This is a genomic window from Streptomyces sp. NPDC086023, from assembly GCF_044540325.1.
Classification (GTDB): domain Bacteria; phylum Actinomycetota; class Actinomycetes; order Streptomycetales; family Streptomycetaceae; genus Streptomyces.
Genome location: NZ_JBITRX010000014.1, coordinates 76,062 through 103,040, shown reverse-complemented (window position 1 = coordinate 103,040; position 26,979 = coordinate 76,062). Strand labels below are relative to the sequence as shown.

Annotated in this window: 30 protein-coding genes; 9 read left to right on the top strand and 21 right to left on the bottom strand. The window is 74.8% G+C overall.

The genetic code is table 11. The features are described from left to right. Window positions 1-39: 39 nt before the first annotated feature. From ACIF6F_RS25925 to ACIF6F_RS25915, 3 genes are all read right to left on the bottom strand, one after another. Complete coding sequence (locus tag ACIF6F_RS25925) at window positions 40-897, bottom strand: VOC family protein (RefSeq protein ID WP_399951087.1); 858 nt, start codon at window positions 895-897, stop codon at window positions 40-42. A 122-nt stretch (window positions 898-1,019) separates the two neighbouring features. Beyond that, window positions 1,020-1,709, bottom strand: a complete 690-nt coding sequence (locus tag ACIF6F_RS25920; protein WP_399951084.1) for a response regulator — start codon at window positions 1,707-1,709, stop codon at window positions 1,020-1,022. Continuing rightward, a complete protein-coding gene (locus tag ACIF6F_RS25915) occupies window positions 1,706-3,310 on the bottom strand; it encodes an ATP-binding protein (RefSeq protein WP_399951081.1) in 1,605 nt (534 codons plus the stop codon). Before ACIF6F_RS25915 ends, ACIF6F_RS25920 begins: the two co-directional genes overlap by 4 nt. Before the next feature lie 155 nt (window positions 3,311-3,465). On the opposite strand from ACIF6F_RS25915, the gene ACIF6F_RS25910 reads away from it, so the two are divergent. Together ACIF6F_RS25910 and ACIF6F_RS25905 are read left to right on the top strand one after the other, a co-directional pair. Then, entirely contained in the window at window positions 3,466-4,848 is a 1,383-nt protein-coding gene (locus ACIF6F_RS25910; protein WP_399951078.1) for a cation:dicarboxylate symporter family transporter, read from the top strand. Window positions 4,849-5,164: 316 nt separating this feature from the next. Continuing rightward, a complete protein-coding gene (locus ACIF6F_RS25905; RefSeq protein ID WP_399951075.1) occupies window positions 5,165-6,823 on the top strand; it encodes a sigma-70 family RNA polymerase sigma factor in 1,659 nt (552 codons plus the stop codon). Between the two features lie 118 nt (window positions 6,824-6,941). Here ACIF6F_RS25905 and ACIF6F_RS25900 read toward each other — a convergent pair whose 3' ends face one another. From ACIF6F_RS25900 to ACIF6F_RS25885, 4 genes are all read right to left on the bottom strand, one after another. Then, window positions 6,942-7,316, bottom strand: coding sequence for a hypothetical protein (locus tag ACIF6F_RS25900; RefSeq protein WP_399951072.1), 375 nt, complete (start codon window positions 7,314-7,316; stop codon window positions 6,942-6,944). A 107-nt stretch (window positions 7,317-7,423) separates the two neighbouring features. Then, window positions 7,424-7,813: a roadblock/LC7 domain-containing protein gene (locus ACIF6F_RS25895; RefSeq protein WP_399951069.1), complete on the bottom strand. Its 390-nt coding sequence runs from the start codon at window positions 7,811-7,813 to the stop codon at window positions 7,424-7,426. 106 nt (window positions 7,814-7,919) lie between these two features. Then, window positions 7,920-8,696 carry a transcriptional regulator gene (locus ACIF6F_RS25890; protein WP_399951066.1) on the bottom strand — a complete coding sequence of 259 codons (777 nt, stop codon included), beginning with the start codon at window positions 8,694-8,696 and terminating at the stop codon, window positions 7,920-7,922. Further along, window positions 8,693-9,148 carry a hypothetical protein gene (locus tag ACIF6F_RS25885; protein WP_399951064.1) on the bottom strand — a complete coding sequence of 152 codons (456 nt, stop codon included), beginning with the start codon at window positions 9,146-9,148 and terminating at the stop codon, window positions 8,693-8,695. The genes ACIF6F_RS25890 and ACIF6F_RS25885 overlap by 4 nt, the downstream gene beginning before the upstream one ends. Window positions 9,149-9,406: 258 nt before the next feature. Between ACIF6F_RS25885 and ACIF6F_RS25880 the strand changes: the two genes are divergently transcribed. After that, on the top strand, window positions 9,407-9,871 hold the full coding sequence (locus ACIF6F_RS25880) for a PaaI family thioesterase (protein WP_399951061.1): 465 nt from the start codon (window positions 9,407-9,409) through the stop codon (window positions 9,869-9,871). A 129-nt stretch (window positions 9,872-10,000) separates the two neighbouring features. Here the strand turns inward: ACIF6F_RS25880 and ACIF6F_RS25875 are convergent, their stop codons facing one another. The 6 genes from ACIF6F_RS25875 to ACIF6F_RS25850 all read right to left on the bottom strand — a co-directional run bounded on the left by ACIF6F_RS25875 (window position 10,001) and on the right by ACIF6F_RS25850 (window position 14,564). Continuing rightward, entirely contained in the window at window positions 10,001-10,714 is a 714-nt protein-coding gene (locus ACIF6F_RS25875) for a (2Fe-2S)-binding protein (protein ID WP_399951374.1), read from the bottom strand. Window positions 10,715-10,799: 85 nt separating this feature from the next. After that, window positions 10,800-11,468, bottom strand: coding sequence for a hypothetical protein (locus ACIF6F_RS25870; protein WP_399951058.1), 669 nt, complete (start codon window positions 11,466-11,468; stop codon window positions 10,800-10,802). A 130-nt stretch (window positions 11,469-11,598) separates the two neighbouring features. Beyond that, window positions 11,599-12,072: a DUF6114 domain-containing protein gene (locus ACIF6F_RS25865; RefSeq protein ID WP_399951055.1), complete on the bottom strand. Its 474-nt coding sequence runs from the start codon at window positions 12,070-12,072 to the stop codon at window positions 11,599-11,601. A gap of 1 nt (window position 12,073) precedes the next feature. Beyond that, window positions 12,074-12,718 carry a DUF6230 family protein gene (locus ACIF6F_RS25860; RefSeq protein WP_399951052.1) on the bottom strand — a complete coding sequence of 215 codons (645 nt, stop codon included), beginning with the start codon at window positions 12,716-12,718 and terminating at the stop codon, window positions 12,074-12,076. Between the two features lie 211 nt (window positions 12,719-12,929). Then, a complete protein-coding gene (locus ACIF6F_RS25855) occupies window positions 12,930-13,820 on the bottom strand; it encodes a MerR family transcriptional regulator (RefSeq protein ID WP_399951049.1) in 891 nt (296 codons plus the stop codon). 18 nt (window positions 13,821-13,838) lie between these two features. Next, entirely contained in the window at window positions 13,839-14,564 is a 726-nt protein-coding gene (locus tag ACIF6F_RS25850; protein ID WP_399951046.1) for a TetR/AcrR family transcriptional regulator, read from the bottom strand. 139 nt (window positions 14,565-14,703) lie between these two features. Between ACIF6F_RS25850 and ACIF6F_RS25845 the strand changes: the two genes are divergently transcribed. Continuing rightward, window positions 14,704-15,924 (top strand): saccharopine dehydrogenase family protein, encoded by a 1,221-nt coding sequence (locus ACIF6F_RS25845; protein ID WP_399951043.1) that lies wholly within the window; start codon window positions 14,704-14,706, stop codon window positions 15,922-15,924. 50 nt (window positions 15,925-15,974) lie between these two features. Here the strand turns inward: ACIF6F_RS25845 and ACIF6F_RS25840 are convergent, their stop codons facing one another. Together ACIF6F_RS25840 and ACIF6F_RS25835 are read right to left on the bottom strand one after the other, a co-directional pair. Continuing rightward, complete coding sequence (locus tag ACIF6F_RS25840; RefSeq protein WP_399951040.1) at window positions 15,975-17,144, bottom strand: low temperature requirement protein A; 1,170 nt, start codon at window positions 17,142-17,144, stop codon at window positions 15,975-15,977. 632 nt (window positions 17,145-17,776) lie between these two features. Continuing rightward, window positions 17,777-18,214 (bottom strand): pyridoxamine 5'-phosphate oxidase family protein, encoded by a 438-nt coding sequence (locus tag ACIF6F_RS25835; protein WP_399951037.1) that lies wholly within the window; start codon window positions 18,212-18,214, stop codon window positions 17,777-17,779. 400 nt (window positions 18,215-18,614) lie between these two features. Here ACIF6F_RS25835 and ACIF6F_RS25830 point away from each other — a divergent pair, with 400 nt between their 5' ends. After that, window positions 18,615-18,857: a DUF6158 family protein gene (locus ACIF6F_RS25830; RefSeq protein WP_399951034.1), complete on the top strand. Its 243-nt coding sequence runs from the start codon at window positions 18,615-18,617 to the stop codon at window positions 18,855-18,857. Between the two features lie 43 nt (window positions 18,858-18,900). On the opposite strand, the gene ACIF6F_RS25825 is transcribed toward ACIF6F_RS25830, so the two are convergent. Both ACIF6F_RS25825 and ACIF6F_RS25820 read right to left on the bottom strand, forming a co-directional pair. After that, a complete protein-coding gene (locus ACIF6F_RS25825; protein WP_399951031.1) occupies window positions 18,901-19,380 on the bottom strand; it encodes a VOC family protein in 480 nt (159 codons plus the stop codon). A 230-nt stretch (window positions 19,381-19,610) separates the two neighbouring features. Beyond that, the gene (locus tag ACIF6F_RS25820; protein WP_399951028.1) at window positions 19,611-21,140 is read right to left on the bottom strand and encodes an MFS transporter; all 1,530 of its coding nucleotides are present in this window, start codon (window positions 21,138-21,140) and stop codon (window positions 19,611-19,613) included. 189 nt (window positions 21,141-21,329) lie between these two features. On the opposite strand from ACIF6F_RS25820, the gene ACIF6F_RS25815 reads away from it, so the two are divergent. Genes ACIF6F_RS25815 through ACIF6F_RS25805 form a run of 3 tightly spaced genes read left to right on the top strand, consistent with a single transcriptional unit; the run spans window position 21,330 to window position 22,724 of the window. Then, window positions 21,330-21,692 carry a DUF1304 domain-containing protein gene (locus tag ACIF6F_RS25815; RefSeq protein WP_399951025.1) on the top strand — a complete coding sequence of 121 codons (363 nt, stop codon included), beginning with the start codon at window positions 21,330-21,332 and terminating at the stop codon, window positions 21,690-21,692. Then, a complete protein-coding gene (locus ACIF6F_RS25810) occupies window positions 21,689-22,285 on the top strand; it encodes a TetR/AcrR family transcriptional regulator (protein ID WP_399951023.1) in 597 nt (198 codons plus the stop codon). The genes ACIF6F_RS25815 and ACIF6F_RS25810 overlap by 4 nt, the downstream gene beginning before the upstream one ends. Before the next feature lie 43 nt (window positions 22,286-22,328). Then, window positions 22,329-22,724, top strand: coding sequence for a DUF3040 domain-containing protein (locus tag ACIF6F_RS25805; RefSeq protein WP_399951020.1), 396 nt, complete (start codon window positions 22,329-22,331; stop codon window positions 22,722-22,724). Between the two features lie 59 nt (window positions 22,725-22,783). On the opposite strand, the gene ACIF6F_RS25800 is transcribed toward ACIF6F_RS25805, so the two are convergent. Continuing rightward, a complete protein-coding gene (locus tag ACIF6F_RS25800) occupies window positions 22,784-23,128 on the bottom strand; it encodes a hypothetical protein (protein ID WP_399951018.1) in 345 nt (114 codons plus the stop codon). Between the two features lie 158 nt (window positions 23,129-23,286). On the opposite strand from ACIF6F_RS25800, the gene ACIF6F_RS25795 reads away from it, so the two are divergent. Further along, window positions 23,287-23,937, top strand: coding sequence for a UdgX family uracil-DNA binding protein (locus ACIF6F_RS25795; protein WP_399951015.1), 651 nt, complete (start codon window positions 23,287-23,289; stop codon window positions 23,935-23,937). 90 nt (window positions 23,938-24,027) lie between these two features. Here the strand turns inward: ACIF6F_RS25795 and ACIF6F_RS25790 are convergent, their stop codons facing one another. From ACIF6F_RS25790 to ACIF6F_RS25780, 3 genes are all read right to left on the bottom strand, one after another. Beyond that, a complete protein-coding gene (locus tag ACIF6F_RS25790; RefSeq protein WP_399951012.1) occupies window positions 24,028-25,107 on the bottom strand; it encodes an NAD-dependent epimerase/dehydratase family protein in 1,080 nt (359 codons plus the stop codon). Between the two features lie 67 nt (window positions 25,108-25,174). Next, window positions 25,175-25,498: a plasmid stabilization protein gene (locus ACIF6F_RS25785; RefSeq protein ID WP_399951009.1), complete on the bottom strand. Its 324-nt coding sequence runs from the start codon at window positions 25,496-25,498 to the stop codon at window positions 25,175-25,177. Window positions 25,499-25,568: 70 nt separating this feature from the next. Further along, window positions 25,569-26,837 carry a cytochrome P450 gene (locus tag ACIF6F_RS25780; protein ID WP_399951006.1) on the bottom strand — a complete coding sequence of 423 codons (1,269 nt, stop codon included), beginning with the start codon at window positions 26,835-26,837 and terminating at the stop codon, window positions 25,569-25,571. Window positions 26,838-26,979 lie beyond the last annotated feature (142 nt).

The following is a 26,979-nucleotide window of genomic DNA, read 5'->3' as shown; positions in this document are numbered from 1 at the left end:
GGACGGCGGGCGGAGTGCGGGTCGCGGGGCCCGCCTGCGTCAGTCCAGCGGGCCGGCCGGGCTGCCGGCACCCGCGGCCGCCACCGGCGCCCCGGCCAGGTCCGCGGGGAGCGGGGCGGTGACCGTGAACAGCGCGCCCTCGGGGTCCCGCAGCGTGATCCAGTTGTGGGTGCCGTCGGCGCGCACGGGCGTGACCGCGGTGCCGCCGAGGAGCGTGGCGGTGTCGATGGCCCGCGACAGGTCCGGCACCCGGAAGTGCACGTGCCAGCGCGGCCTGACCTGCGGGTCCGGTGCCTCGTCGACGGCGCCGCCGCGGATCCGGGCCACCGTCCCCGTGCCGTGGCGCAGCACCACGTGGTCGCTCTCGTACGAGACCTCGCAGCAGCCCTCGCGGCCGCTGGCCCAGTCGAGGACCTCGGCGTAGAAGATCGCCGCGGCGAAGGCGTCCCGCGTGTACAGCTCCAGGCAGGCCGGGGCGCGGCTGCGGCCGACGGCCCAGTCCCTGATCACCCGGCCCTGCCAGATGCCGAAGATGGCGCCGTCCCGGTCGGCGGCGAGGGCCGCGCGGCCCAGGCCGAAGGAGAGCGGCCCCACGGCGACGGTGGCGCTGCGCTCGCGAATCTTTGCGGCCGTCGCGTCCGCGTCGGCCACGGCGAAGTACGGGATCCAGGCCACCGACACCGCGAAGCTGTCGGCAAGCGCCCCGATGCCCGCGACGGGCGCCCCGTTCACGAAGGCCACGCTGAAGGCGTCCCCGAGGCGGCCTGGGCGGAAGTGCCACCCCAGGACCGCTCCGTAGAAGTGCTGGGCCGCCTCCAGGTCACGCGCGGTGAGGCTGACCCAGCAGGGCGCACCGAAGACGTCCTCGCTCGACGTCGGCACGACTGTCACCCCCATCCGGCGCTGTCGGGTTGCTACTGCCAACGCTACCCCTGCCCGGCGCCGTCACACGGGAGGCCGGGCGGCCGGGGCGCCACGCGGCCCGTGGGGGCGGGCCCCCAAGACCGCGCCGCGCCGGTTCAGCGGGACTCGGGCAGCCAGCGGTAGTGCAGTTCCGGGCGGCCCACCTGGCCGTACTGGGGGCTGCGGCCGGCCCGCCCGGAGTCGACCAGGTACTCCAGGTAGCGGCGGGCGGTGATCCGGGAGATGCCGGCGGTCCCGGCGAGGGCGGCGGCGGTCAGGCCCGCCTCGGAGTCCCGCAGGATCGAGGTCACCCGGTCGAGGGTGGGGGCGCTGAGCCCCTTGGGCAGGGCGGCCGGCTGCGGGGCGCGGAGGGCGGACAGGGCCCGGTCCACCTCGTCCTGGCCGCTCGCCTCGCCGGCCGCGGCGCGGAACTCGGCGTACCGCAGCAGCCGGTCCCGCAGGGTGGGGAAGGCGAAGGGCTTCAGTACGTACTGCACGACGCCCAGCGAGACGCTCTCCCGCACCACCGCCAGGTCGCGCGCCGAGGTCACCACGATCACGTCCACCGGATGCCCGGCGGCCCGCACCGCCCGGGCCAGCCGCAGGCCGTGCCCGTCCGGCAGGTAGAGATCGAGCAGGAGCAGGTCGGCCCGGGTGCGCGCCAGCTCGCGGCGGGCCGCCGCGGCGGTGTGGCAGACACCGGCGACCTCGAAGCCGGGGACCCGGCCCACGTACAGGGCGTGGGCGTCGGCGGCCACCGGGTCGTCCTCGACCACCAGCACCCGTACCGGGTCCGCAGGGGTCATCCGCCGGCCCCCGTCCGGAGGCCGGCGCCGTCGGGGAGGGGCAGCCGGGCGGTGAACTCGGCGCCGCCGGACGCGGTGTGCGCGGCGGTCACGCTGCCGCCGTGGCGGCGCACGGCCTGCTCGACCAGCGCGAGGCCCAGGCCGCGGCCGGGCCCCTTCTCCGACCAGCCGCGCCGGAACACCTCGGCGCCGGGCGGGAGGCCGGGCCCGTTGTCCGCCACCCGCAGCACCAGCGTGCCCGGCTCCGCGTCGGTGCCGGCCGTGACCGTGACCCGCGCCCCGGGGGTGCCGGTCACGGCGTCCACCGCGTTGTCGACCAGGTTGCCCAGGACCGTCACCAGGTCCCGTACGGGCAGGGCGCCCGGGGCGCCGATCCGCGACTCGGGGGCCACCACCAGTTCCACGCCCCGCTCGTGCGCCTGGGCCGCCTTGCCGAGCAGCAGGGCCGCCAGCACCGGCTCGTCGACCGCGGCGACCACCTGGTCGGTGAGGGCCTGGGCCAGTTCCAGTTCCGCGGTGGCGAACTCCACCGCCTCCTCCGTGCGCCCGAGTTCGATCAGGGAGACCACCGTGTGCAGCCGGTTCGCGGCCTCGTGCGCCTGGGAGCGGAGCGCCTGGGTGAAGCCCCGCTCGTGGTCCAGCTCCCCGGCCAGGGACTGGAGTTCGGTGTGGTCGCGCAGGGTGGCCACGGTGCCCCGGCGCCCGCCGCCGGCGACCGGCGCGGTGCTGACCACCAGAACCCGCTCGGCGGTCAGGTGCACCTCGTCGAGCCGGGGCTCGGCGGCCAGCAGGGCGCCGGTCAGCGGTGCGGGCAGGCCGAGTTCCGCCACGTTGCGCCCCAGCACGTCGGCGTCGTGCACCCCGAGCAGCTCCCGAGCCCCGTCGTTGACCAGCAGGACCCGGCGCTGCCCGTCGAGCATCACCAGGCCCTCGCGGACCGCGTGCAGGGTGGCCTGGTGGTAGTCGTACACCCGGCTCAGCTCCGCCGCGTTCATGCCGTGGGTGTGACGGCGCAGCCGGGCGTTGATCACGTAGGTGCCGAGGGCGCCCAGGACGAGGGCGCCGGCCGCCACCCAGGCGAGGGCGGCGACCTCGCCGGCCACCCGGTCGCCGATCGACTCCACCGTGATGCCGGCGGCGACCAGGCCGGTGATCCGTCCGCCGTCGCGGATCGGGGTGACCACCCGGATGGAGGGGCCGAGCGTGCCGGTGTACGTCTCGCTGAAGGTCCGCCCGCGCAGCGCGGGCCCGGTGTTGCCGAGGAAGCGCTCGCCGATCCGGCGGGGGTCGCGGTGCGTCCAGCGCACCCCGGCCGGATCCATGATCGTGACGAAGTCGACGCCGGAGTCGACGCGGACCTGCTCGGCGTACGGCTGGAGGGCCGCCGACGGGTCGGCGCCGCGAACGGCTTCGCGCACCGAGGGGGCGTCCGCCACCGAGCGGGCCACGGCGCGCGCCTGGAGCCCGGCGGACTCCTCGGCGCGGGCGCGGGCGTTGGCGTACGCGAGGAAGGCGCACCCGGTCACCACGACGGCGATCAGCACGGCCTGCACGGCGAAGAGCTGGCCGGCCAGGCTGCGCGGGCGGGGGATGCGGAGCATGCGCGTCAGTCTGCACCGGCCGGTGAACGAAATGAACGGAAGGGTGACCGCGGTCACAGGGCTGGTGGATAGTCGCCGGGACCCCCCCGCCGGAACGTGAGCCGCGTGGGCGGCGGGCCGGGTCCGGGACAGATGCGCGACTTCAGGAGACTTTCGTGACCGTACTCGAGCGGGACAGCAGCCGGCGCCGGGACAGAACGCACTACCTCTACCTCGCGGTGATCGCCGCGGTGGTGCTCGGCATCGCCGTGGGCTTCGCCGCCCCGGGGGTGGCCGTCGAGCTCAAGCCGCTCGGCACCGGATTCGTGAACCTGATCAAGATGATGATCTCGCCGATCATCTTCTGCACGATCGTGCTCGGGGTGGGCTCGGTGCGCAAGGCGGCCAAGGTGGGCGCCGTCGGCGGTCTGGCGCTCGGCTACTTCATGGTCATGTCGACCGTGGCGCTGGCCATCGGCCTGCTCGTCGGCAACCTGCTGGAGCCGGGCAGCGGGCTGCACCTGACCGAGGCGGTGCGGCACGCCGGCGAGGAGCAGGCGAAGAACGGCGGCGCGGAGAGCACCACCGAGTTCCTGCTCGGCATCATCCCGACCACCCTGGTCTCCGCGTTCACCGGCGGCGAGGTGCTGCAGACCCTGCTGGTGGCCCTGCTGTGCGGGTTCGCGCTCCAGGCCATGGGCGCCGCGGGCGAGCCGGTGCTGCGCGGGATCGGACACGTACAGCGGCTGGTCTTCCGGGTGCTGGCGATGATCATGTGGGCGGCTCCGGTCGGCGCGTTCGGCGCGATCGCCGCCGTGGTCGGCGCCACCGGCATGGACGCGCTCAAGTCCCTCGCCGTGATCATGATCGGCTTCTACACGACCTGCCTGCTCTTCGTCTTCCTGGTGCTGGGCACGCTGCTGCGGGTGTGCACCGGGATCAGCGTGTTCGCGCTGCTGAAGTACCTGGGCCGGGAGTTCCTGCTGATCCTCTCCACCTCCTCCTCGGAGTCGGCCCTGCCGCGGCTGATCGCCAAGATGGAGCACCTGGGCGTCTCCAAGCCGGTCACCGGCATCACGGTGCCCACGGGGTACTCCTTCAACCTCGACGGCACCGCGATCTACCTGACGATGGCCTCGCTGTTCGTCGCGGAGGCCATGGGCGACCCGCTCTCGATCGGCGAGCAGGTCTCGCTGCTGGTCTTCATGGTGATCGCCTCGAAGGGCGCGGCGGGCGTGACGGGCGCCGGCCTGGCCACCCTGGCCGGCGGCCTGCAGTCGCACCGGCCGGATCTGGTGGACGGCGTGGGCCTGATCGTGGGCATCGACCGGTTCATGAGCGAGGCGCGGGCCCTGACGAACTTCGCGGGCAACGCGGTGGCCACCGTGCTGATCGGCACCTGGACGAAGGAGTTCGACCGGGGACGGGCCGCCGAGGTGCTGGCGGGCCGGCTGCCCTTCGACGAGACCACCCTGCTCGACGACGGGCACGGCCCCGCCCCGGAGGCGGCCGTACCCGCCCCCGGCACCCCGCCCGAGGCGCAGCCGGTCAAGGCCTGAGCGGCGGGGCGGCCGTACCGCGCCCCGGTGGGTGACGGGCGGCGCCATCGCCCCCGGCCCGAGTGGCGGACGTCACGCGGGCAGAACCCCCCGAATCCCCCCACGGGACCCCCCGGACCCCTCGGCAACGAGGGGTCCGGGGCTGTGGGCACCCGGAAACCGGGGTAGCGTGTCGGCCGCCCGTTCGGACGCCGGGCACCCGTCCCGGAAACCGGGCGGGAAAGTTCCGGCGGTTTTCGTTATCGGGCGGATGCCCTGCGGTCTCCCAGGTGTTGGGCATCGACAGCAGCAGGGGACAGGCAGGGTGATTCCGAACATGAGCGGACAGCACGGCACAGATCTGGTCAGAGCGGCACAGAGTGGTGACCTGCAGGCGCAGGACCAGCTGATCGCCGCCTACCTGCCGTTGGTCTACAACATCGTCGGCCGTGCCATGAACGGCCACCACGACGTGGACGACGTGGTGCAGGAGACCATGCTGAAGGCCCTGGACGGGCTCGGCACCCTGCGCTCCCCCGACAGCTTCCGCTCCTGGCTCGTGGCCATCGCGATGAACGTGCTCCGCAGTCACTGGCACGCGCAGCAGACCGGATACGGCAGCGGACCGCTGGACGACGTGCGGCACCTGGCCGACCCCGGGGCCGACTTCGTCGACCTCACCGTCGTACGCCTGAACCTGTCCGGGCAGCGCCGGGAGACCGCCGAGGCCACCCGGTGGATGGAGCCGGAGGACAGCGCCCTGCTCTCCCTGTGGTGGCTGGAGTGCGCGGGCGAGCTCACCCGCCAGGAGGTGGCCGCCGCGCTGGGCCTGTCCCCGCAGCACACCGCCGTACGGGTGCAGCGGATGAAGGCGCAGCTGGACGCGGCGCGGGTGGTCGTACGGGCCCTCGGCGCGAACCCGCTGTGCCCGCAGCTGCGCGCCGAGACGGGCGTCTGGGACGGCCGGCCGTCGGCGCTGTGGCGCAAGCGAATAGCCAGGCACGCCCGGTCCTGCGCGCACTGCGCGGGCCTGTGGCACGGCCTGATGCCCGCCGAGGGGCTGCTCGCCGGTCTGCTGCTGGTGCCCCCGTCGGCGCTGCTGGCCGCGCAGGTCCAGGAGGCGGTCGGCTGGTCCGCCGGCGCCGCCGCTGCGGCCTCGGGCACCACGTCCCTCACTCCGGCGGGCGCGTCCCGTCCGCTGTCGTCGGTCCACCACGAGGGCGCGGGCCCCGGCCGGGCCGCCCGCCGCCGCCGGGCCCGCGGGCGGCGCCGTACCGCCGTGGCGGCCGGTGTCGCGGTGGCGGCGCTCGGCGGCGGCGCCTTCTACTTCGTGACCGCGCCGTACGACGGCGACGAGGCCGGCCGGGCGGACGCCACGCGCGCCGCCGCGCTGCCGGCGAGCCCGCCGTCCTCCTCCGCCTCCCCGTCGGCCTCCGCCTCTCCGTCCGCCTCGCCCTCGCCGAGCGCCTCGGTGTCGAAGAGCCCCAGCGCGAAGCCGTCCCCCAGCCCCACCACGGCGAAGCCCACGCCCACGAAGGCCCCGACCCGCAAGACCACGGCCCCGGCGCCCCGGCCGACCCGGACCGGCGGTGGCGGCTCGGGCGGCACGGGCACCGGCGGGAGCACCGCGCAGCAGGTGATCAGACTGGTGAACGCGGAGCGGTCCAAGGCGGGCTGCGGGCCGCTGACGGCGAACTCGCTGCTGACGCAGGCGGCGGAGGGCCACTCGGACGACATGGCGGCCCGCAACTTCTTCGACCACACCAACCCGGACGGGGACGGGCCGGGCGAGCGCGTCACGGCGGTGGGCTACCGCTGGTCGACGTACGGCGAGAACATCGCGATGGGCCAGCGGACCGCGGCGGACGTGATGGACGCGTGGATGAACAGCTCCGGCCACCGCGCCAACATCCTCAACTGCTCCTTCAAGGAGATCGGCGTGGGCATCCACTCCGGCGGGGGCCCGTACTGGACACAGGTGTTCGGCGCGCGCTGAGCCGACGCCGCGGGCGCGGGCCGATCCGGAGGACCCGACCCGCACGGCCGCCGGGCCCGTGACGGTGACCGTCACGGGCCCGGCGGCCGTGTCGTGTTCCCGTCTCCGCGGGGCCTGGTCAGACGTCCAGCTCGTTCTCGATCTTCCGGAGCTGGTGGCGGGCCATCGCGAGGTTGGCCCGCTGCTTGTCCAGCGCCAGGTAGAGGAAGAGGCCGTCGTTGCCGCGGGCCCGGAGCAGGCGGATGAGGTGGTACTGGCTGCCGAGCGTGATCAGGATGTCCTCGATCTCGTCCTTGAGGCCCAGCATCTCCATGGTGCGGACCTTGGCGCGGACCACGTCGGTGTTGCCCGCCGCGGCGACGTTGAGGTCGAGCTCCTTGCCCCCGCCGATCATGCCCAGGGCCATGCCGCTGGTGTAGTCGACGAGCGCGGCGCCGATGGCGCCGTCGATGAGGGTGGTGGCTTCTTTGAGGGCGGCTTCGGTGGATGCCATGGCTGTCGTACTTCCTTTTCTTGACCGTGCCCGTGGCGGGCCCGGTGGATTCCGGGTCCCGTCGGGCGGACTGCGCTGTCCGGTTGGTGTGTCGTACGGAGGTGGGGTCAGGGGTCGCGGCGCGTGAGGGCGCTGTCGACCAGCTCGCCTATGCGGGCGCTTGAGCGGCGGGCCTCCAGGTGGAGGCGGCCGACGTTGATACGGGGTTCCGCGAGCAGGGTCAGCACGGCGGAGCCGCCTGCGGCGTACGTGGCGACGTACCCGTCCGCGCCGCGCACCAGCAGTTCGCGGAAGTCGCCCTGGCCGGTGGCGTCCGTGAGGCGCTGTGCGACGCCGAGCGCGGCGGCGGTGAGCGCCGCCACGCCCTCGGCCTCGATGGTGGAGGTCTCCTGGGCGAGGACGAGGCCGTCGACGCTGGCCGCGAGGGCGCCGGTCAGCTGGGGCAACCGGGCTCGCAGTCGCCTGAGTTCACCGAGCACCTCGGGCTCTGCCGTCATCAGCTGTCTCCTTTCATGCTGTCTCCTCTCGGCGCGCTGACGCATCGGGAGCCTCATGACGGCCTTCCCGGAGCGGAGCGGCGGGTGGTGCCGAGCGAAGAGGTGGTCACAGGGTTGCCTCCAGGGCGTCACGGAGCCGACGGAGCAGGGCGATGTCCGGGGAGGCGACCTGCGTTACCCATCCGGGGAGGGGCGAAGGAGGTGGGGGCATGGGGTCCTGGGGGGTCTCGACCAGGCCCGTGGCGGCGAGCCGGCGTACCTCCAGGAGGGTGTGGAAGGCGGGACGGCCCAGCTTCCAGGCGAGGGCCGCCGGTGTGCGGACCCCGTCGGCCGCGCGCAACAGGGCGCGCTGGCGCGGGGTGACGGTCTGTCCCGGCGCGGCTGCCCGGGGCACCACGGGGGCGGTGTCGAGCACGGGGTAGGGCCAGACGGTGTCGAGGAGTTCCCTGCGCCGGACGGTCTCGCGCTCCACGGCGGCGGCGGAGACCGAGCGCACGGAGCCGATCCAGTGAGTGGCGCCTCGCCGGAAGCGGGTCGGCCCGCTGGCGGGGGCGAGGGCGAAGAAGGCCGCGTCGAAGACGGCGCCGAGGTGGCAGATCTCGAGCTCGCCGTCGCCGACCCGGCCGCTCTCGACCAGGAACCGGCCGACCTCGCGGCGCGGACCGGCCCGGTCGACGGCCTCCTGCCAGCCCTCGGGAGGCAGTCGGCCGCCGGCCGTGAGCAGTACGTCGATCCCGGGGGTGGCGGGGCTCTCGGCGTGCACGATCCGGCCGTCCTCCAGGAAGAGGGTGCCGTGGTCGCGGAGGAGCGCGCCGGTGGCGCGTTCGTCGGCGAGTCGTTGGAGCATCGGGGACACCGGGGTGGCCGCCGCGTGTGCGCTCATCCCAGCACCAGCCGCCCGGCGAGGTCGCGGAGCCGGATCCGGGCGAGGGCGAGGTTGCCCGAGGAGCGGTCCAGCCAGAGGTGGATGAAGACGCTGCTGTCGAAGCTCGTCTCGACGAAGCGGAGCACGTGGTAGCCGGTGCGGGTGGTGACGATCACGTCCTCGACCGGCGGCTCCCCGTCGGGCGGGCCGGGCGGGAGCTCCGGCGGCGCGGGTCTGGCACTGTGCCGGCCGGAGAGGACGGGGGGCGGTACACCGATGGCCGAGAAGGACTCGTACTCGGCGGCCGCGCGGGCGAGTTCCGCGGTCTCGGCCGCGGTGGTTTCATGGTCGCCGACCGGCGAGTCGCCTATCGTGCCCAGTGCGAGACCGCTGCTCCAGTCGACCAGCGCGGCCCCGCGGGCACCAGGCACGGCCATCACTTCGAGCAGACACTCATCGATTCCGGGCACTCGGGCTCCCCTCCCAGCCGCCGTGCGCGTAGGACGGTCGCGTACGGGCGGCGACACAGACGCTACTCAACGTCGGCGCCGGGTTGGGGAGTTCTGGCAAATTCCATCGGAACATGCCGAAAACCGGTATGGGGGGCCGGAACCTTGCGGTCCGGCCCGGGCGGAGTCGGTCGTTCCCCGGGCCGTTGCGGGCGCCGCGCCGGGGTGCGCGGCGCGTCCGGGTGCGCGGAGGAACGTGCGTACGCCTAGGCTCGGGACATGAGCGACGACAGCGGCGGGCCGGGCGGCGCCGGCCCGAGCGGCCTGGACTTCCTGCGTGCGATGGTCGAGGGGCGCGTGCCGCAGCCGCCGATGGGCCGGACGCTGGGCTTCGCGCTGATCGGCGTCGAGCCGGGCACCGCGGTGTTCGAGGGCGAGACCGGCGAGCACCTCTACAACCCGATGGGCACCGTGCACGGCGGCTACCTCGCCACCCTGCTGGACTCGGCCCTGGGCTGCGCGGTGCTGTCCCGGCTGCCCGCGGGTACGGCGTACACGACGGCGCAGCTCAACGTGCACATGATCCGCCCGGTCACCGCTGCCACCCGCAAGCTGCGCGCCACCGGTACCGCCGTCCACGTGGGCCGCACGATCGGCACGGCCGAGGCCCGCGTGGTGGGCGTGGCGGACGGCAGGCTGTACGCCCACGCGACCACGACCTGCGCGATCTCCCCGGCGCGGTGACTGGGTGGCACCGTGGGCGGCAGCGGGACCGCCGGTCGTTCAGCGCTGAGGCCACGGCCGCGAACGGGCCGTACTCGGCCTCCACGTCCATGACGGTCTGCGTGTCGAGCAGGCGGTTGCCCCGGCGGCTCAGGTCCTCGGGCCACCGGCGGCCGGGCGGGTGCGGAGCACGCAGTCGCCGCAGAGGCCGCCGCCCGGGACCTGGTAGTAGAGGCAGCAACTGTTGCGCACGAAGGCCGTGCCCAGGCCCGGTTCGTGGATCCAGGTGTGGGCCGTGTCCGCCAGGGGGCCGGCGCGGTCGAGGAGTTCCGAGGCCAGGGCGGCCGGGGAGTACGGGGTGCCGGGCGCCCGGTTCTCCAGCACGCGGAGGGCACCCACCAGCGCCGAGGCGGAGTTGCCGCGCAGGATCCGGTCGGAGAGCCCGGAGCCGGCGCGCAGGCGGGCGTCCAGGACGGGGAGGTTGCCCTCCAGCACGGAGGCGGCCAGGCCCTGCGCACCCGGTTCGGGGCGGGCCTCGGGATCGGGCAGCCAGAGCGTGAGGGAGCCGCCGGCCGGGAGGTGCCAGAGCACCCGGTCGGGGGCCAGGTCGGGGACCCGGCCGTCGAGGGCGGCGCAGCCCAGGGCGAGGGACCACAGGCGCGAGGCGATGCCGAGGTGGGCGGTGGAGGCGGCGACCCGGGTGCGGGCGGTGCCCATGCGGCGGGCGGTCTCGGCGACGTATCCGTCGAGCGCGGGCCCGTACAGCTCGGTGAGCGGGCGGTACCCGGCCGGGGGCGCTCCGAGGCCCGCGGTGAAGTACGGCCCGACGGCGGCCAGACGGCCGAGGGTCTCGATCACGGGCAGCCAGTATGCCGCCGCCCGGACCGCGACCGGGCTCGGGGGGCCGGTCGGGGGCCGGGCGGCGGGCCTGCGTGCCGGCGGGCTTCGCTCAGCCGGTGACGGTGATCTGCTGCGACGGGTCGGTGGTGTCCGTCACCAGGTAGGTGGCCGTGAAGGTGGAGGTGGTGGCGCTGGTCGGACAGCCGAAGCCGCCGACCACCTTGACCGGCACGGTCGCGCCGGAGAAGGCGAGTGCGGACGGGGCGCCGTTGGTCCAGGTGCCGGGTACGGCGGCGGCCGCGGTGGGTGCGGCGGTGACCGTGCAGCTGGCGAGGCCGCTGGTGCGGACGACCAGGCCGGCGGCGGGCACCGTCATGGTGGCGACGACCGGGGAGCCGTGCTGCATGGAGACGCCCCAGGTTCCGCTGGTGGTCACGGTGGCGCTGACGCCGGGCACGCTGGTGGTGCAGGAGCTGTAGGTCGGCGCGGAGATGGTGGACGAGACCGGACCGGCCGCGTTCTGGTTGGCGGGCGCCTGCGGCACCGCGCCGGTGGACGTGGAGACGGTGCAGGTCACGGTGACGGAGCCGGCCTTGAGGGTGGCCTTGCCGGTGAGGGCCGCTTTGAAGGAGTGGCCGGCCGGGGTGACGGTGGTGGAGCCGGCCAGGGCCGGTCCGGACGCGGCGGTGGCCGGGCCGGTGAGGCCCACTGCGCCGAGCGCGAGGCCGGCGGCGGCCGCGAGGACGAGTGCGGTGCGGGGACGGGTGCGGGTGGTCATGGCGGTGCTCCTTCGGGAGGAGGGGTGGGGGTGGCCGGTCCGCCCGGACCCGCGTACGGCCGGCCGCGCGGCGGCGTACGGGGCCCGGGCGACGTAGGGGGATCGGCCGGGCGGGGTTGTTCCCGGGTGGTCAGGCTTCGGTGGGCGCGGGCGGCGCGGGTACGGGCCCGGAGCCGGGAGCGGACGCCGGATCCGGTGCGGAACCGGGTGCGCCCCCCGGGTCGGAACCCGGTACGGCGCCGGCCGCGGCACCCCGTACCGGCCCCGCCACCGGGCGCCAGGCGAACGTCAGCCCGCCGCCGACGATGCCGAGGACGGTGCCGATCAGAAAGCCGCCCAGGTTCGACAGGACCAGCGCGGCGCAGGCGAGGAGTGCGGTGACGATCCCGGCCAGGCTCCGGTGGTGCGGGGCGAACCACGCGGTCAGACCCATCAGGATCATCAGGAGGCCCATCAGCACGGACGGGATCCCCGCGACGCCCTGATGGAGCATCACCTTCAGCGGGGCCAGCGGCAGGACGCTGATCTCGGCACCGGCGAGTACGGTGACCAGGCCGCCCCAGAAGGGACGGCTGCGGCGCCAGCGCCGCCAGGCCCCCGCCATGTCAGAAGCATTCCTTCTTGCCCTTGGCGACGGTCATGTTCAGGCCGGAGAGCTTGAAGGTGCCCGCGTTGGTCGCCCAGGCGGTCTGCCTGAGCTTGGTGATGCGCACGGAGTCGGCCTGCTGGCCGAAGAGGTCCTGCATGCCCTGTGAGCCGTCGGGCCCCTTGTCGAGGGTGGAGGCGTCGCGGCCGATCTCGATGTTGGTGAAGACCGCGTCGCCGCCGAGCTGGGTGGCGTCCACGAAGAGGTCGGTGGCCTCGACGGGGGTGCCGCGGCCCGCGGTGAGGTTGAGCGAGATGTCCCCGATGACGGGGAGGGTGGTGACGACCGACTGGCAGAGGCTGCGCAGTTCGGCCTGCTTGATGGCGGTGACGGCGACCGGGATCAGCTCCTCCCGGGCGTTCACGTCGATGCCGCCGTACTGGGCGAACCCCTGGCCGGTGAGGCTTTCCGCTGAGACCTTGAACTGCTGGCCCGAGACGGCGAACGAGGCGGCGAGCGCGCCGTGGGAGAGGGCGATGCCGAGGCCGGCGGTGACGGCCAGGGCGGGGACGGTGAGGACGGCGAAGCGTCTCCAGCCGACCCTGCCCGTCACCTCCGGCGCGGGGCCGGGCGGCGTGTCGGAGGGTAAGCGGGTTTCCTGCATGGCGACATGTCCCCTTGTCAGCGAGGTGAACGTGCCTGGACCTGGCGGCCGGTGCGCGGGGCGGGCCGGCCGGGTGCGCCGGCGACCGGGAGACGGTGTCCGCACCTCGTCCGGGGTGGCGGCGACCGGTCACCGGGCTCTGGTTACCGACGAGTTGAACGTATGAGTGCCAATGGCGGTTGGCAAGGTTGTGGCGACGGCGGTTTTCGGCCTACTCGGGAACCGCCTCGGTACCGCTCACCAGCCCCAGCAGCTCCTCCAGTTCGGCCGTGACCCGCGCGGCCAGCGCCCGCGCGAACTCGGCCGCCACCACCTCTCCGGCGACCGGCCGGAGGGCCGCCACGGCCTCGGTGACCCGCTGCACCTGCTCGGCCGGGAGCGCCTCCAGGCCGCCCTCGCCGATGACGTGCCGACGGAACAGGGCCACGAACCGGTCCGCCACGGCGGCCGCCTCGCTCTGTACGAACTCCCCCGCGTCCAGCACCTCCGAGACCGGGACGCCGCGCCGGACCAGGGCCACCGTCGCCTCCAGCAGCCGCCGGCTGCGGTGGGTCACGAGGTCGCCGTCGACGCTCAGGTAGCCCAGCGCGACCGCGCGACGGGTGTCCTCGGGCGTGGCGCCGGGCCCGAAGGTCTCGCGGAGCCGGCCGAGCGGGAGCGTGACGGGCTCCTCGCGGGGCCAGTCGTGGGTCATGGCGCGTTCCAGGCCCAGCAGTTGGGCGAGCCCGCCGCCGCGCTCCCACGCGTCGAAGAGTTCGGCGATGGCGTTGACTGTGTAACCGCGGCCCAGCAGGTCGTCGATCAGCCGGAGCCGGGTGAGGTGGTCCTCCGAGTACCAGGCGATCCGGCCCTCGCGACGGGGCGGCGGCAGCAGCCCCCGCTCCTGGTAGTAGCGCAGGTTGCGGGCCTTCACCCCGGCCGCCCTGGCGAGGTCCTCCCGGCGGTAGCGCGGGCGGCCGTCACCGGCGGTGTGGGGTCCCTCGCCGGCAGTCCGGCGATCCGCACGCGCCGGGTCGGGGCCGTCGCCGGCAGGCCGGCCGCCCTCGTCGGCCGGGCCGTCGCCCCCCGCGCCGCGGCCCCGCTCCCCCTCTGGCTGTGTCACCCGCGCGAGTGTAGAGCGTTACCCGTCGGTCGGGCCGTCCCCGCGGACGGCGCTGAGCTGCGCTTCCGCGCTGTCCAGCAGCATCCGCAGGGCGACCGGGTACGCGCTGTGCGTCATCCGGGCCGCCAGCAGCGGGGCGGTCGCGGCGATGTGCGGATACGTGTCGGCCGGCAGCCGGGCGTACGTCGACTCCCACATCTCCTCGTCCGCGGCCCGCGCCTCGTCCGCCAGCGCCAGGGACCCCGCGTCCAGCGCGGCGAAGGCCAGGCTCTGGTCGATGAACGCGTGGTAGATCCGCACGGCCACCGGGTCCGGGAAGCCGGCGGTGCGGAGCACGCCCAGGATCGCCTCGTCGGCGGCGATCTCGCGCGGCCGCCCGGTGACCCGGCTGGCGGTGAGCACCGCCGCCTGCGGGTGGTCCAGGTAGGCGCGGTGGATGCGCAGGCCCAGCGCGCCGAGGTCGGCGCGCCAGTCGCCGGTGGCGGTCCAGCCCTCCAGGGCGCGGCCGGTGAGTTCCTCGCCGATGGCCCGGGTGAGGTCGTCCATGCCGGCGAAGTACCGGTAGAGGGTGCTGGGGTCCGCGCCGAGGGCGGCGCCCAGCCGGCGGGCGGTCAGGCCGCCGCTGCCGTGTTCGCGGAGCATCCGCAGGGCGGTCTCCACGATCATCCGTTCGGACAGCACGGTGCCCGTCTTGGTCGGCCGGCGCCTCCTGCGTGCCGGTTCGGGCACCACCTGCTTGGCCATGGCCCGTCCTTTCCGAGTGCCGTGCGTCCCCCGGCACCGTACCCGCGGATCCTTATGCCAACGCCATTGACCTTAAGTCCGGCCAGCGCGTTTCATCGCCCTCCAGGGAGCGAGCGCTCCAACGGAAGAGGGTTGTGTCATGCGTGTACTGCTTGTGGGGGCTGGTGGCGTCGGCACGGCGATCACCCGGATCGCGGCCCGTCGGAAGTTCTTCGAGCACATGGTCGTGGCGGACTACGACCCGGCACGGGCGGAGGCGGCGGTGGCCGCGCTGGGTCCCGGTGAGACCCGGTTCAGCGCCTGCCGCGTCGACGCCTCGGACGAGGCTGCGGTGACCGCCCTGCTGGCGGAGCGCGGGTGCGACGTACTGCTCAACGCCACCGACCCGCGGTTCGTGATGCCGCTGTTCAGCGCCGCGCTGGCGGCGGGGGCGCACTACCTGGACATGGCGATGTCGCTCTCGTACCCGCACCCGGAGCGCCCGTACGAGGAGTGCGGGGTCAAGCTCGGCGACGCGCAGTTCGAGCAAGCGGCGGAGTGGGAGGAGGCCGGGCGGCTGGCGCTGGTCGGCATGGGCGTGGAGCCGGGCCTGTCGGACGTCTTCGCCCGGTACGCGGCCGACGAGCTCTTCGACGAGATCGAGGAGATCGGCATCCGCGACGGCGCCAACCTCGCCGTCGAAGGGTACGAGTTCGCCCCCTCCTTCAGCATCTGGACCACGATCGAGGAGTGCCTGAACCCGCCCGTGGTGTACGAGTCGGGGCGCGGCTGGTTCACCACGCCCCCGTTCAGCGAGGGCGAGGTCTTCGACTTCCCCGAGGGCATCGGCCCGGTGGAGTGCGTGAACGTCGAGCACGAGGAGGTGCTGCTGATCCCCCGCTGGGTCGACGCCCGCCGCGTGACCTTCAAGTACGGGCTCGGCGACGACTTCATCGGCAAGCTGAAGGCCCTGCACGCCCTGGGCCTGGACGGCACGGCGCCGGTCACCGTGCCCGGTCCCGAGGGTCCGGTCCGGGTCTCACCGCGGGACGTGGTGGCGGCCTGCCTGCCGGACCCGGCCACGCTGGGCGAGCGGATGACCGGCAAGACCTGTGCCGGCACCTGGGTGAAGGGCGTCAAGGACGGGGCGCCGCGCGAGGTGTACCTGTACCACGTGGTCGACAACCAGTGGTCGATGGGCGAGTACGGCTCGCAGGCGGTGGTCTGGCAGACCGCGGTGAACCCGGTGGTCGCGCTGGAGCTGCTGGCCGACGGCAGCTGGTCGGGCTCGGGCGTGCTGGGCCCGGAGGCGTTCGCGCCGCGGCCGTTCCTGGACCTGCTCACGGCGTACGGCTCCCCGTGGGGGATGCGCGAGCAGTGAGCACGGCGTACGGGCGGCCCGGGGGGACCGCCCGTACGGTGCCCGCGGCACTACCGGAGTGCGGCCGCCCGCCGCCGGGCCAGCGCCTTGGCGTACAGCAGGTGGAGGATCGCCTCGGCGGCCAGCAGCAGGACCACCAGCCAGGGGGCGAGCACGTCCGCGCCGAGTACGACCAGGAGCGCGACGCCGATGCCGGGCACGGCCCAGACCGCGACCCGGCGCAGGGGGCTCCCGAACCGCAGGGCGATCAGGGCGTGTGCGGCGTGGTAGAGGGCGAGGCCGCCGGCGAGCGCCCAGACGGCGCCGCGGGCCAGGTGCGCGTGGCCGGCCTCCTCCACGGCCGTGGACAGTCCGGCGGCCATGAGGATGACGGCGGCGGTCACGAAGAAGTGCAGGAAGCCGCCGACGTCGCGGGCCATCAGGTAGGCCGCGCGGCCGCCGGCGGCCCCGAGCACCCGCTCGGCGCCGGTGGCGGCGAAGTCGAAGTACGACCACCAGAGCGCGGCCAGCAGCACGAAGCCGAGCACGGCCACCAAGCCCGCGGCGGCGGTCCAGGTGTGGTCGGCGGCGGTGATGAGGGCCAGCACGGACTCGCCCAGCACGATGATCACGAACAGGCCGACCCGCTCGACCAGGTGGCCGGTGTGGACCTGGCCCGGGATCCCCACGCCGCGGGCGGTGAGCAGCAGCACCATCTCGGCGAGCAGCAGCGCCGCCCAGACGGCGTAGATCCAGGGCGCGGGCACGGCGGCGGAGGCCGCCCAGAGCACCGCGGAGGCCAGGCAGTAGCTCAGCGGACGCCAGCGCGGGATGCGGCGGGGCGGCGCGAAGCGGGTGGCGGGCCACCAGAGGGCCAGCAGGACGAGCCGGGTGCCGGCGTAGCCCAGGGCGTACGCGGGTGCCCGGTCGCCGTCGGCCTCGGGTGCGGCGGCGGCCATCACCGCCAGGCAGAGCATGGCGAACAGCATGGCGAACCGGCGGCGGGCGCTGTCGTCCTGGAAGAGGTTGGCGGAGACGGTGAGGTTGGCCCACATCCACCAGGGCGGGAAGTAGAGGGCGAAGAAGACGCCGAACTCGCGCCAGCCGGGGTCGCCGTGCAGTCCGTGGGAGAGCTGCGCGACGAACGCGACGAAGACGAGGTCGAAGAAGAGCTCCAGCCACCCGGCATGACGCTCGTCCTCGCGCACGGACGACGCGTCCGCGGACTGCGGTGTGCTCATCGGAACCACCCGGGTACGGCGACGGGCCACGACAGGAAGCATCAGACCACGGAACGGGGCCGCCGCGCCTGCGGTGGCGCTCCGCGGGGGTGCGCGCGGCGCCGGTCCGCGGCTCGATGCGCCGCACCGCGGCTCCGTGCGCCGCACCGCGGACCCCGGCCCGCGACCGGCGCGGAGCAGCGGCTGACCCGTCGCCTCGGTCGCGCGGTCCTGCGGTCCTGCGGTCCTGCGGTCCTGCGGGGAGTCGCCGGGCTCGGAGGTCGGCGGTGAAACGGGAGGCGGGCTCCACTCCTGGAGCGGCTGAACGCGCTCCTTCGGGGGCCGGCCGCGTGCGACGCCGCAACAGGCCGGGAGTTCGGTGCCGGTCGCACCGGAGAACAGCCGGTGGCCGCACGAACGGTCCACCGCGTCGACGGGGCCGGTGCGCAGGTGCCCGCAGCGGCGCCCGGCCAGGGTCTAGGACGGCCTCGTCGAGGCCCCGTGTCGTCTGGCCGGTCCTCGGCGTCCGCCGCCACCTCCTCGTGGCGATTCCGGCGGCCGTCCAGTGGGGCACGGCGTCGTCCCAGACCACCACCCGACCGCCGGCGGCGACGGTGCCGCGCATTCCCGGCTCCGCGCGGCGCGGTTCCCGGTCACTGGGCGGGGACGTCCAGGGCGGTCCCGTACAGGCGCGAGACCCGGAGCAGGATGGTCACGCGCCGGTCGGGCAGCGGCCGCTCGCCCGGGGCCGCCCCGTCGGCCGGGTCGACGATCTCCGCCTCTCCCTCCGCCACGGCGAACGACCAGACGTCCGGGCCGCTGACATGCAGTGAGGCGTGCGGGTCGCGGCGCAACTGGCGGACCTTGAGGCGGTCGGCGGTGGAGGAGACCCGCAGGACGCGCTCCTCGGCGTTCCAGTCGTAGAGGACGGTCGACAGGTGCGGGTGGCCGGTACTCCTGACGCTCGCGAGTACGCCGAACTGCTGCCGGCTCAGCAGCCGGGAGAGCTCCTGGTCGGTGAGCACTCGGGGAGCCGGGCCGTCGTTCCGGGTGGTGCCGGTGGTGGCTTCGGTGGCGGTGTGCTCGCTCATGTCGGTCAGCCTTTCGGTGGTGGAGACGGGGCGGGAGGGCAGGTCGGACAGCCGCGGTGTGAGAGCGGAATGCGGCACACGAGTGGTCTCCCGTGCCGGTTGTCGCGACAAGGGAGACCGTAGCAGATAGTTTCGTTGCAGACTATCTAGTTCGGCCTCATCCGGCGGGCAGGGGTCGCCGCCCTCGACGGGTCGGTTCAGGGCTCCGCGACGGCCGACGGAGCGCCCGTCCGCTGCCGCACACACACCGCGCAGCCGCGCCCGACCGACCGCCGTCACCGACACAGCCCGGCACTCGCGTGGTCGACGGCGCGGAGGATCGTTCGCATTTACCCTGGCTTACGGGGAAGCAGTCATTCCGGCGGCTCCGCCCCTCACCATCGGACCGGAGGGAGTGACCATGGCCGAGCACGACGGCGGTGTGGCACCCGAGCAGCTGGCGGAGGGCCTCCTGCTGAAGGAGCTGGAGGCCATCCACCGCACCCGGCACGAAACGCTGCTGCACGGGTCGGAGGACGCCCTGCGGACCCACACCCAGCGCATGACGGAGCTGGAGGGCGAGTACCTGCGGCGGCACCCCGACCGCGCTCCGGTGGCCGGCCGCACGCGCTCGGGCGCGCGGGCCCGCGGCACGGAGGGCTGAGACCCTGCGGGGGGGGCCGACGGCGGGCCCCCGCGCCCCGCGTTCACTCCCCCGCGTAGGCCCGCTCCAGCGCCGCCAGGTCGATCTTGACCATCTGGAGCATGGCCCGGGTCGTCCGTGCGGCCTTCTCCTGGTCCTCGTCGCCCACCATGTCGAGCAGCACCTCGGGGAAGACCTGCCAGGACACCCCGTAGCGGTCCTTGAGCCAGCCGCAGGCGACGCCGTGCCCGCCCTCGGTCAGCCGCTCCCAGTAGTAGTCGACCTCGGCCTGGTCCTTGCAGCGGATCTGGAACGAGACCGCCTCGCTGAAGGTGAACTCGGGGCCGCCGTTGAGGGCGACGAACTTCTGGCCGTTGAGTTCGAACTCCACGGCCAGGACGTCCCCGGCGGGCCCCGGGCCGGCCTCCGTGTACCGGCCGACCCTGCCGGGCCGGGAGTCCTTGAAGACGGACTGGTAGAACTGCGCGGCCTCCTCGGCCTGGCCGTCGAACCACAGGCACGTGGTGAATCCACGGTCGGACATCGCTGCCTCCTCATACGGGCGTGCATCGCGCGGCGGGTGCCGCGCTACCTGTATGGACCGGCCCGGCCCCCGGAACTCATCGGCGCGCCGTGCAAATCTCCGTTCACCCGGCCGCCCCGCAGCGGGGGCCGGCGGCAGGGGCCCGGGAACGCGGCGGGGCGGGCGTACGGGGATGTCCCCGTACGCCCGCCCCTCTGCCTCCGTGCCGTGCGCCCGGCCCCCGCCCGGGATCAGGCGGTCGCCGCCGCCGCGGCGGGACGGGCCTCCTCGGCGGTCGCCTGGGCGGCGACCTCCGCCACGGCGGGCGCGGCGGCGTCGACACCCGCCGGAGCCGCCTTGGCACGCAGGCCCACCCAGCCGATCAGGCCGACCAGCGCGAAGGCCACGGCGGCCACCACGAAGGTCAGGGTGAAGCCGGCCTCGGCCGGCAGCTCCGGCACGCCCGCCGGCAGGTGCTCGATGGTCTGCGAGGCCAGGATCGTCGTGACGACGGCGCTGCCGATGGCGCTGCCCGTGGAGCGGGAGATGGAGTTGATGCCGTTGGCGATGCCGCTCTGGTGGTGCGGGACGCTCGACATGATCACGGCCGGCATGGCCGCGTAGCCGAAGCTGACGGACGCGCCGACGACCAGGCCTGCGCCGATCACCGAGAACGCGTGGCCGTGGTCCAGCGCGAGCCAGAGGAATCCGGCCGCGCCGAGCGCGGCGGCAAGGCCGAGGACCACGCGCGGGCCGCGGTGGCGGACCAGCCGGCCGCCGATCGGCGAGGCGAGCAGCGAGACGATCGCGCCGGGCAGCAGGAACTCGACCGAGGCCCGCAGGATCGAGGCGTCGAAGCCGTAGCCGGTGAGCGCCTCGGGCATCTGGACCAGGTAGGAGACGCCGAGGAAGTTGGCGAACATCCCGAAGCCGACCAGGATGCCGGCGAGGTTGGCCATGAGCACCGGCCGGTGGACGAACATCTTCATGTCGACCAGCGGATCGCGGACCCGCCGCTCGACGAGCACCCAGACGGCCGTCATGACGGCGGCGCCTGCGAAGCTGCCCAGCGTTCGGGCGGAGCCCCAGCCCCACTCGTGGCCCTGGGAGACCGGCAGCAACAGGAGCAGCAGGGCGATGCCGAGGGTGAGCGCGCCGAGGACGTCCGTACGGCCGCCTGCCTTGGTCCGCGTGGCCGGGACCAGGAAGAGGACGGCGAGCAGGGCGATCACGGCGAAGCCGACGGCCATCCAGAAGGCGCTGCGGTAGTCCGCGTCGGAGCCGGAGGTGAGCAGGCCGGTGGCGACGAGCGCCAGGCCGCTGCCGAACGCGAGGGTGCCGCTGACCAGGGCCATCGCGCCGGGGAGCCGCTCGGGGCGGACCTCTTCACGGAGCACCGACAGGGCCAGCGGGAAGATCGCGGTGGCCGCGCCCTGGAGCACCCGGCCCACAAGCAGCACGGGCAGCGAGGTGGCGAGGGCGGCGATGACCGAGCCGACGACCATGACGCCGAGGACGGCGATCAGCGTGGGCTTCTTGCCGCGCTGGTCGCCGAAGCGGCCGAGGAGCGGGGTGAAGACGGCGGCCGAGAGCAGGGTGGCGGTGGTCACCCAGCTGACGTTCGCGGTGGTGGTGCCGAGGTCGGTGCGGATCAGCCCCAGGATCGGCACGGGCAGTGTCTGCATCATCGACACGACCATCGCGGCGAGGCTCAGGGCGAGGACGACGGCCGTCTCGCTGCGGCGGCCGGACGCGGTGGCCGGGGTGGCGGGGTGACTCATGGCGGCGGGGACCTTCTCAGACTCAACGCTTCAGGACACGGATGTTTCATGTCTTCAAGTAACTGGACGAAGGTAGCCAGCATTAGTTCACTTGGTCAAGTAAATAATTGCTTTACCGAACCATTGCCTTGAGCACCCACCCCGACGGCCGATTGACAGAATGGACATGTGTCCATTTAAGCTGGACACATGTCCATCATCGCGAATGTCCTCGTGGGCCTGGTCGCCCTGCTGCACGCCTACATCCTGGTTCTGGAGATGTTCCTGTGGGAGCGCGCGCCGGGTCGCGGGCTGTCCGGCTTCGACGCCGCCATGGCCAGGGCCACCCGGCCGCTCGCCGCCAACCAGGGGCTCTACAACGGCTTCCTTGCCGCCGGCCTGGTCTGGGGCCTGGTCGCCGCCGACCCCGTCGGCTTCCAGGTGCAGGTGTTCTTCCTCGCCTGCGTGACCGTGGCGGGCGTGTACGGCGGGCTCACCGCCAACCGCCGGATCCTCCTGGCCCAGGCCCTGCCCGGCGCCCTGGCGCTGGCGGCCGTCCTGGTCGCCGGATGACGCCCCGTACCGCCGCGCCGGACGAGGGCGGGGCGCGGGCCGCCCGCACCCGCGACCGGCTCCGCACCGCGCTGCTGGCCGAGTGCGCCGAGCGGCCGCTCTCGGAGATCACCGTCGCCGCGCTGGTACGCCGGGCCGGCGTCGGCCGGGCCACCTTCTACCTGCACTACACCGACGTACCCGACCTGGCCGTGGACACCTGCGCGGACCTCGCCCGGCAGGCGGTGGACGCGCTGCACGCCTGGCGCGGCGTGGCCGACCCGGCGGCACCGCCGGAGCCGCTGGTCCGGTTCTTCACGGAAACCGCGGCCCACGCCGGTCTGTACCGGGCGCTGCTGCTGCCCGGGGGCGCGGGACCGCTCGGCCAGGCGCTCCACCGGGAGCTGCGGGAGCGCAGCCTGGCCGAGCGCACGCTCGCGGGCGGCCACTCCCCCGCCCTGATCGCCTCCGCCGTCACCGCCACCTTCACCGGGGTGCTGGCAGACTGGCTCCACGGCCTCGTCGAGGGAACGCCCGAAGCCCTGGCGGGCCAGGTGTGGCGGCTGCTCATCACCCTGCACCGGCACCCGTCTGGACCCGCGGGAACTGGGTAGCGGCACGTGACGGGGGGCAGGCGGCGCACCACCGGAGGCGGCCATGGACGGCCCTGGATTCTCTGAGCGGGAGCGCACGATCCTGGACGGGATCGAACGGGACCTGGCCGGGGAGGACGCCCTCCTCGACCGCCGGATGCGCACGATGCGACGCGGACTGCGCCCCTGGGCCGTGCCCTGGCGGGGCGCCCGGCGCCATCCGCTGCGGCTCGCGGCACCGCTGCTGCTGACCGCCTCGGTCACCCTGTTCGTCCTGGCCGTCGCGGCCGAGCGGCCCGCCCTGATCTGGGCGTTCGCGGCCGTCTGGCTGCTCACGCTGGCCTGCCTGCTGCGGATGCTGATCGGCTGGTGCCGCCGCTGGGCGGCCACGATGGCCCGCCGCGAGCGGCGCGGCCCGGCCGAGGGGCAGGGCACGACGGCGGACGGGCCGGGGATCTGAGGGCCCCGGCCCGCGACGGCTCCCGGGCCCGGGCTCACTGCGGCCCGGGGCCCGCGGGGTCAGCGCCCGTGGAGCCGCAGGTGGACGTCCTTCTCCTGGTCGCCCGCCGCGCTGCCCTGCGCGTCGATCGCGAAGACCGTGCCCAGCTCCGCCACGACCCGGTCCACCGCGCCGTACCCGCCCTGGGCGGTGACGGTCACCGGGTGTTCCAGGGGCACCGCGTGCGCGGCGTGCTCCTTGGGGTGGGCCACGTCGAAGGTCGAGGACCATACGGTGGCCCGGCCGCCGCTCCGGGCCGACGGGGCCCGGTCCGGTGTGAACGTCTCGCCCAGCGCCGTCAGCACCGTCCGCGCGTCGTCCTCCGCGCAGTCGCTGACGACCACCGTCACCTCTGTACCGCTCACGGCCGACTCCCTTCCCGGCCCCCGTGTCTCCCTGCCCCCTGCTGCCCGGGACCTGCCCGGCCTACACCCCATACTCCACGACTCCCCGTTTCGGCGCCGGTCCGCCGGAGAGACGCGGAGCAGGGGGCGGCCGCGACACGGGAGCGAGGGCGAGCACCATGGCCGGAACCGCTGTGGCCCCGTACGACGCCGGACCCTTCCTGCCCCGGCGGGGCGGCCTGGAGGCCCACCGGAAGGCCGCGGCCGGCTGCCGGGGCTGTCCGCTCTGGGAGGGCACCACCGGCACGGTCTTCGGCGCCGGCGACCCCGGCGCCCGGCTGGTGCTGGTGGGCGAGCAGCCCGGCGACCAGGAGGACCGGCGGGGCGAGCCGTTCGTCGGCCCCGCGGGGCGGCTGCTGCGCCGGGCAGCGGCGGAGGCCGGGCTGGACCTGGCGGAGTGCTACGTCACCAATGCCGTCAAGCACTTCAAGTACACGGTCGCCGCGGGCGGCAAGCGCCGGATCCACAAGCAGCCGACCCTGCGCGAGCTGACCGCCTGCCGCCCCTGGCTCGACGCCGAGCTGAGCCTCGTCGGCCCCGAACTCGTGGTGGCCCTGGGCGCCACGGCCGGCAAGGCCCTGTGGGGCCCGGACTTCCGGCTCGCCGACCGGCGCGGGGCGGTCGTGGAACTGGCCCTGCCCGGGGACGGCGGGGTGCGCCACGGGCTGGCGACGCTGCACCCGTCGGCGGTGCTGCGGTCGAACGACCGCGAGGCGGCGTACGCGGGCCTGGTGGCCGACCTGACGGTGGCGCACCGGCACCTGGGCTGAGCGACACGGCACCGCCCGGACCGGGCGGCCGCGGCACCCGGGCCGAGCAGCGCGGACCCGGGCTCGGCATCGTCCGGCACTGCGCCCCGGTCAGGCCGCGTGGGCCGGGAGGCCGGCGCGGCCCGGGTGGAGCGGGGCCGTCTCCATGCCCGCGGCCTCCCGCAGGCCGCCGAGGAACTCGGCCAGCACCTCGGTCGCGGAACGGCGCGGGGCGAAGCCCAGTTCGCGCTCCGCCCGCGAGGTGTCCATCAGCGGCAGCCGCAGGAACGCGTCGAACAGGTCCGGCGAGGCGGGCACCGCGCGCAGCCGCCAGGCCGCCGCGAGGGCGGCCCGTACGCCGCCGCGCGGCACCGGCACGACCCGCGCGTCCAGCAGCCCGGCCAGCAGGCCGGCGTCGGCCACCGGCCCGGCGGCGAGGTTGAAGGCGCCGCGCACCGGACGGGCCACGGCGGCCCGGTAGGCCTGGGCGGCGTCGTCAGTGTGCAGCACCTGGAAGCGGAGTCCGGGCAGGTCCGGCACCACCGGGATGAGCCCGGGGCGCACCAGCCGGCCGGGCAGCAGCGGGCCGGCGAAGATCCGGCGCTGCTGCGAGGCGGACTCCCGCTTGAAGAGGAAGCCGGGCCGCATCCGCACCACCCGCATCTCCGGGTGGTCGCGTTCGAACGCGTCGAGCCAGCGCTCGACGTACGCCTTCTCCCGGCAGTACGCCGCCGCGGGCCAGCCGTGCGTGGGCCAGTCCTCGGTCACCTGGCGGTCCTTGGGGCCGGGCGAGTACGCGCCCACCGAGGAGGCGTACACGAGCGCGGGCACGCCCGCCTCAGCCGCGGCCTCGAAGACCCGGATGCTGCCCAGCACGTTGGTCCGCCAGGTGGTCAGGGGGTCGTGCGCGGGCTGGAACCGCCACGCCAGGTGGACGACCGCGTCGGCGCCGCTGAAGTGCGGCACGAGGTCGGGGCCGCCGGGGTCCACGTCCGCGGCGGCCCACCGGGTCCTGGGCGGGCGCCAGTCGGGGACGCGGCGGGCCAGGCCCAGGACGGACACCACCGCCGGGTCCTCGGCGAGGGCCCTCACCACGCTGGTCCCCGCGTTGCCGGTCGCGCCCACGACCACCACGCGCGAGCCGTGTCCGGTGCCCGTGTCGGCACGTGCCTCCGCATCCGCATCCGCCATCGCCCTGCCTCCTCCTGTCGCGGTGGTCCCCGGCCGGCCCCGCCCGGAACGGGGCCGGCCGGCGGGGTCAGCGGCCCAGCTTCTGCTTCAGCTCGGCCTTGTTCATGTTCGAGCGGCCGTGGATGTTGCGGCGCTTGGCCTCCTCGTACAGCTGGTCGTACGTCGGGCCCTGCGCGCCGCTGTGGGAGCGCCGGCCGCCGCGCTTCGAGGAGGACATGTCCTCCAGCGAGGTCTTGCTGGCCGTCTTGGACTCGCCTGCGCGGGCGCGTTCCTTGTTGACGGTGCGGGCGGCGATCTCCTCGGCCTTCTTCTCGCTCTCGCCGCGGGACTTGACGCTCTCCTTGATGTGCTCGTATTGGCGCTCCCTCTTGGGGCTGGATCCGCGGGGCATGGCGCTCCTCCTGCTCTTCCGTCGGTGTGTGCCTTGTGTTCCGTGTGTTCCGTGTGTTCCGTCCCGGGTTTCAGGCGGCCGGGGTGACCGGCGTGATCACGACCCCGCTGCGGGGGCGGGTGGGGACGCGGCGCAGCGGGATCGAGAGGTCCTGGTGGTCGGGTACGGCGTACTCCTGGGCCGCCAGCCGTGCGACGAGCACGGTCAGCACGGCGATGGTGATGTCCTCGCCCGGGCAGCGGTGGCCGGTCGTCGGGTCGCCGCCGCCCTGTGGGACCAGCGTGTCGGGGTCCGGCGGCCTGCCGGCGAAGCGTTCGGGGTCGAAGCGCTCCGGGTCGTGCCAGGTCCGGGGGTCATGGTCCTGCCCGTACAGGTCGAGCAGGACGAGCGTGCCCTCGGGGATGTGCTCGCCCTGCCACTCCAGGTCGGCGGCGGCCCGGCCGGCCGCGAAGGGCGCGAACGGGTAGTAGCGGCGCACCTCCTGGGCGAACGCGCGGGCGCGGTCGGTGCGGCCCGTGCCGTCGGGGCCGTCGGGACCGTCGGCTCCGTCCGCGCGCAGCCGGGCGGCCTCCGCCGGCCAGGCGTGCAGCGCGTGCGCCGCGAAGGCGGCGAACCACGCGATGGCCACGGTGGGCCGGACGACGTTCAGCAGTTCCACGGCCGCGGTGTGCGGGTCGAGCAGCCGGCCCTCGGCGTCCCGGTGCCGGGCCACGGTCTCCAGGACGGTGGGGGCGGCGTGGCCGTCGGCGGGCGGGGCCGCGCGGGCCCCCCGGACGAGGCGGGCGAACTGCTTCTCCTGGCGCCTGCGGGCCCGCCGGGCGCGCCAGTGCCGGGGGCCGGGGGTGGCGAAGCCGTCGACCATGGCCACGCAGTCGCGGGCGGTGCGGCGTACGGCCCGCTGCGACAGCGGCAGTCCGGCCCAGGCGCAGACCGCGCGGGCCAGCACCTGGCCGGCCGTGTCGAACACGGCGATCGGGCGGCCGGGGACACGGGCCAGCTCGCGGCTCCACAGCGTGTCGACCCGCGCCACGAGGTCCCGTACGCGGGCCTCGTCCATCAGCAGCCGGACGAACATGCCCTTGCGGACCCGGTGGGGCGTGCCGTCCAGGGTGTGCACGGCGCCCCGCCCGAAGAGGGTGTCCAGCACCGGTCCGGGCAGTGCGGCCTGTCGCCGGACGTGGCGTTCGTCGTAGAAGAAGCCGACGGCTCCGGGGCCGCCCAGCGCGACCGCGGGTCTGCCGAGCAGGCGCGTGCGTACGGGCCCGCCGCCGGCCCGGCGACGGCGCTCGGGCAGCCAGCCGTACCCCTGGGCCAGCAGGGACAGGGTGCTGTCGGTCATCGTGGGGGACATGGTGCGCGGCTACCCGGTGGTGCGGGGGCCATGCGGGGCGGGGCGGCGGCGACGGGGGGGACGGCGGCGGGCGGGGGCGGCAGGGGCAGCCCGGGCTACACGGGCGGCCCGGGCAGGGCCGGACCCGGAC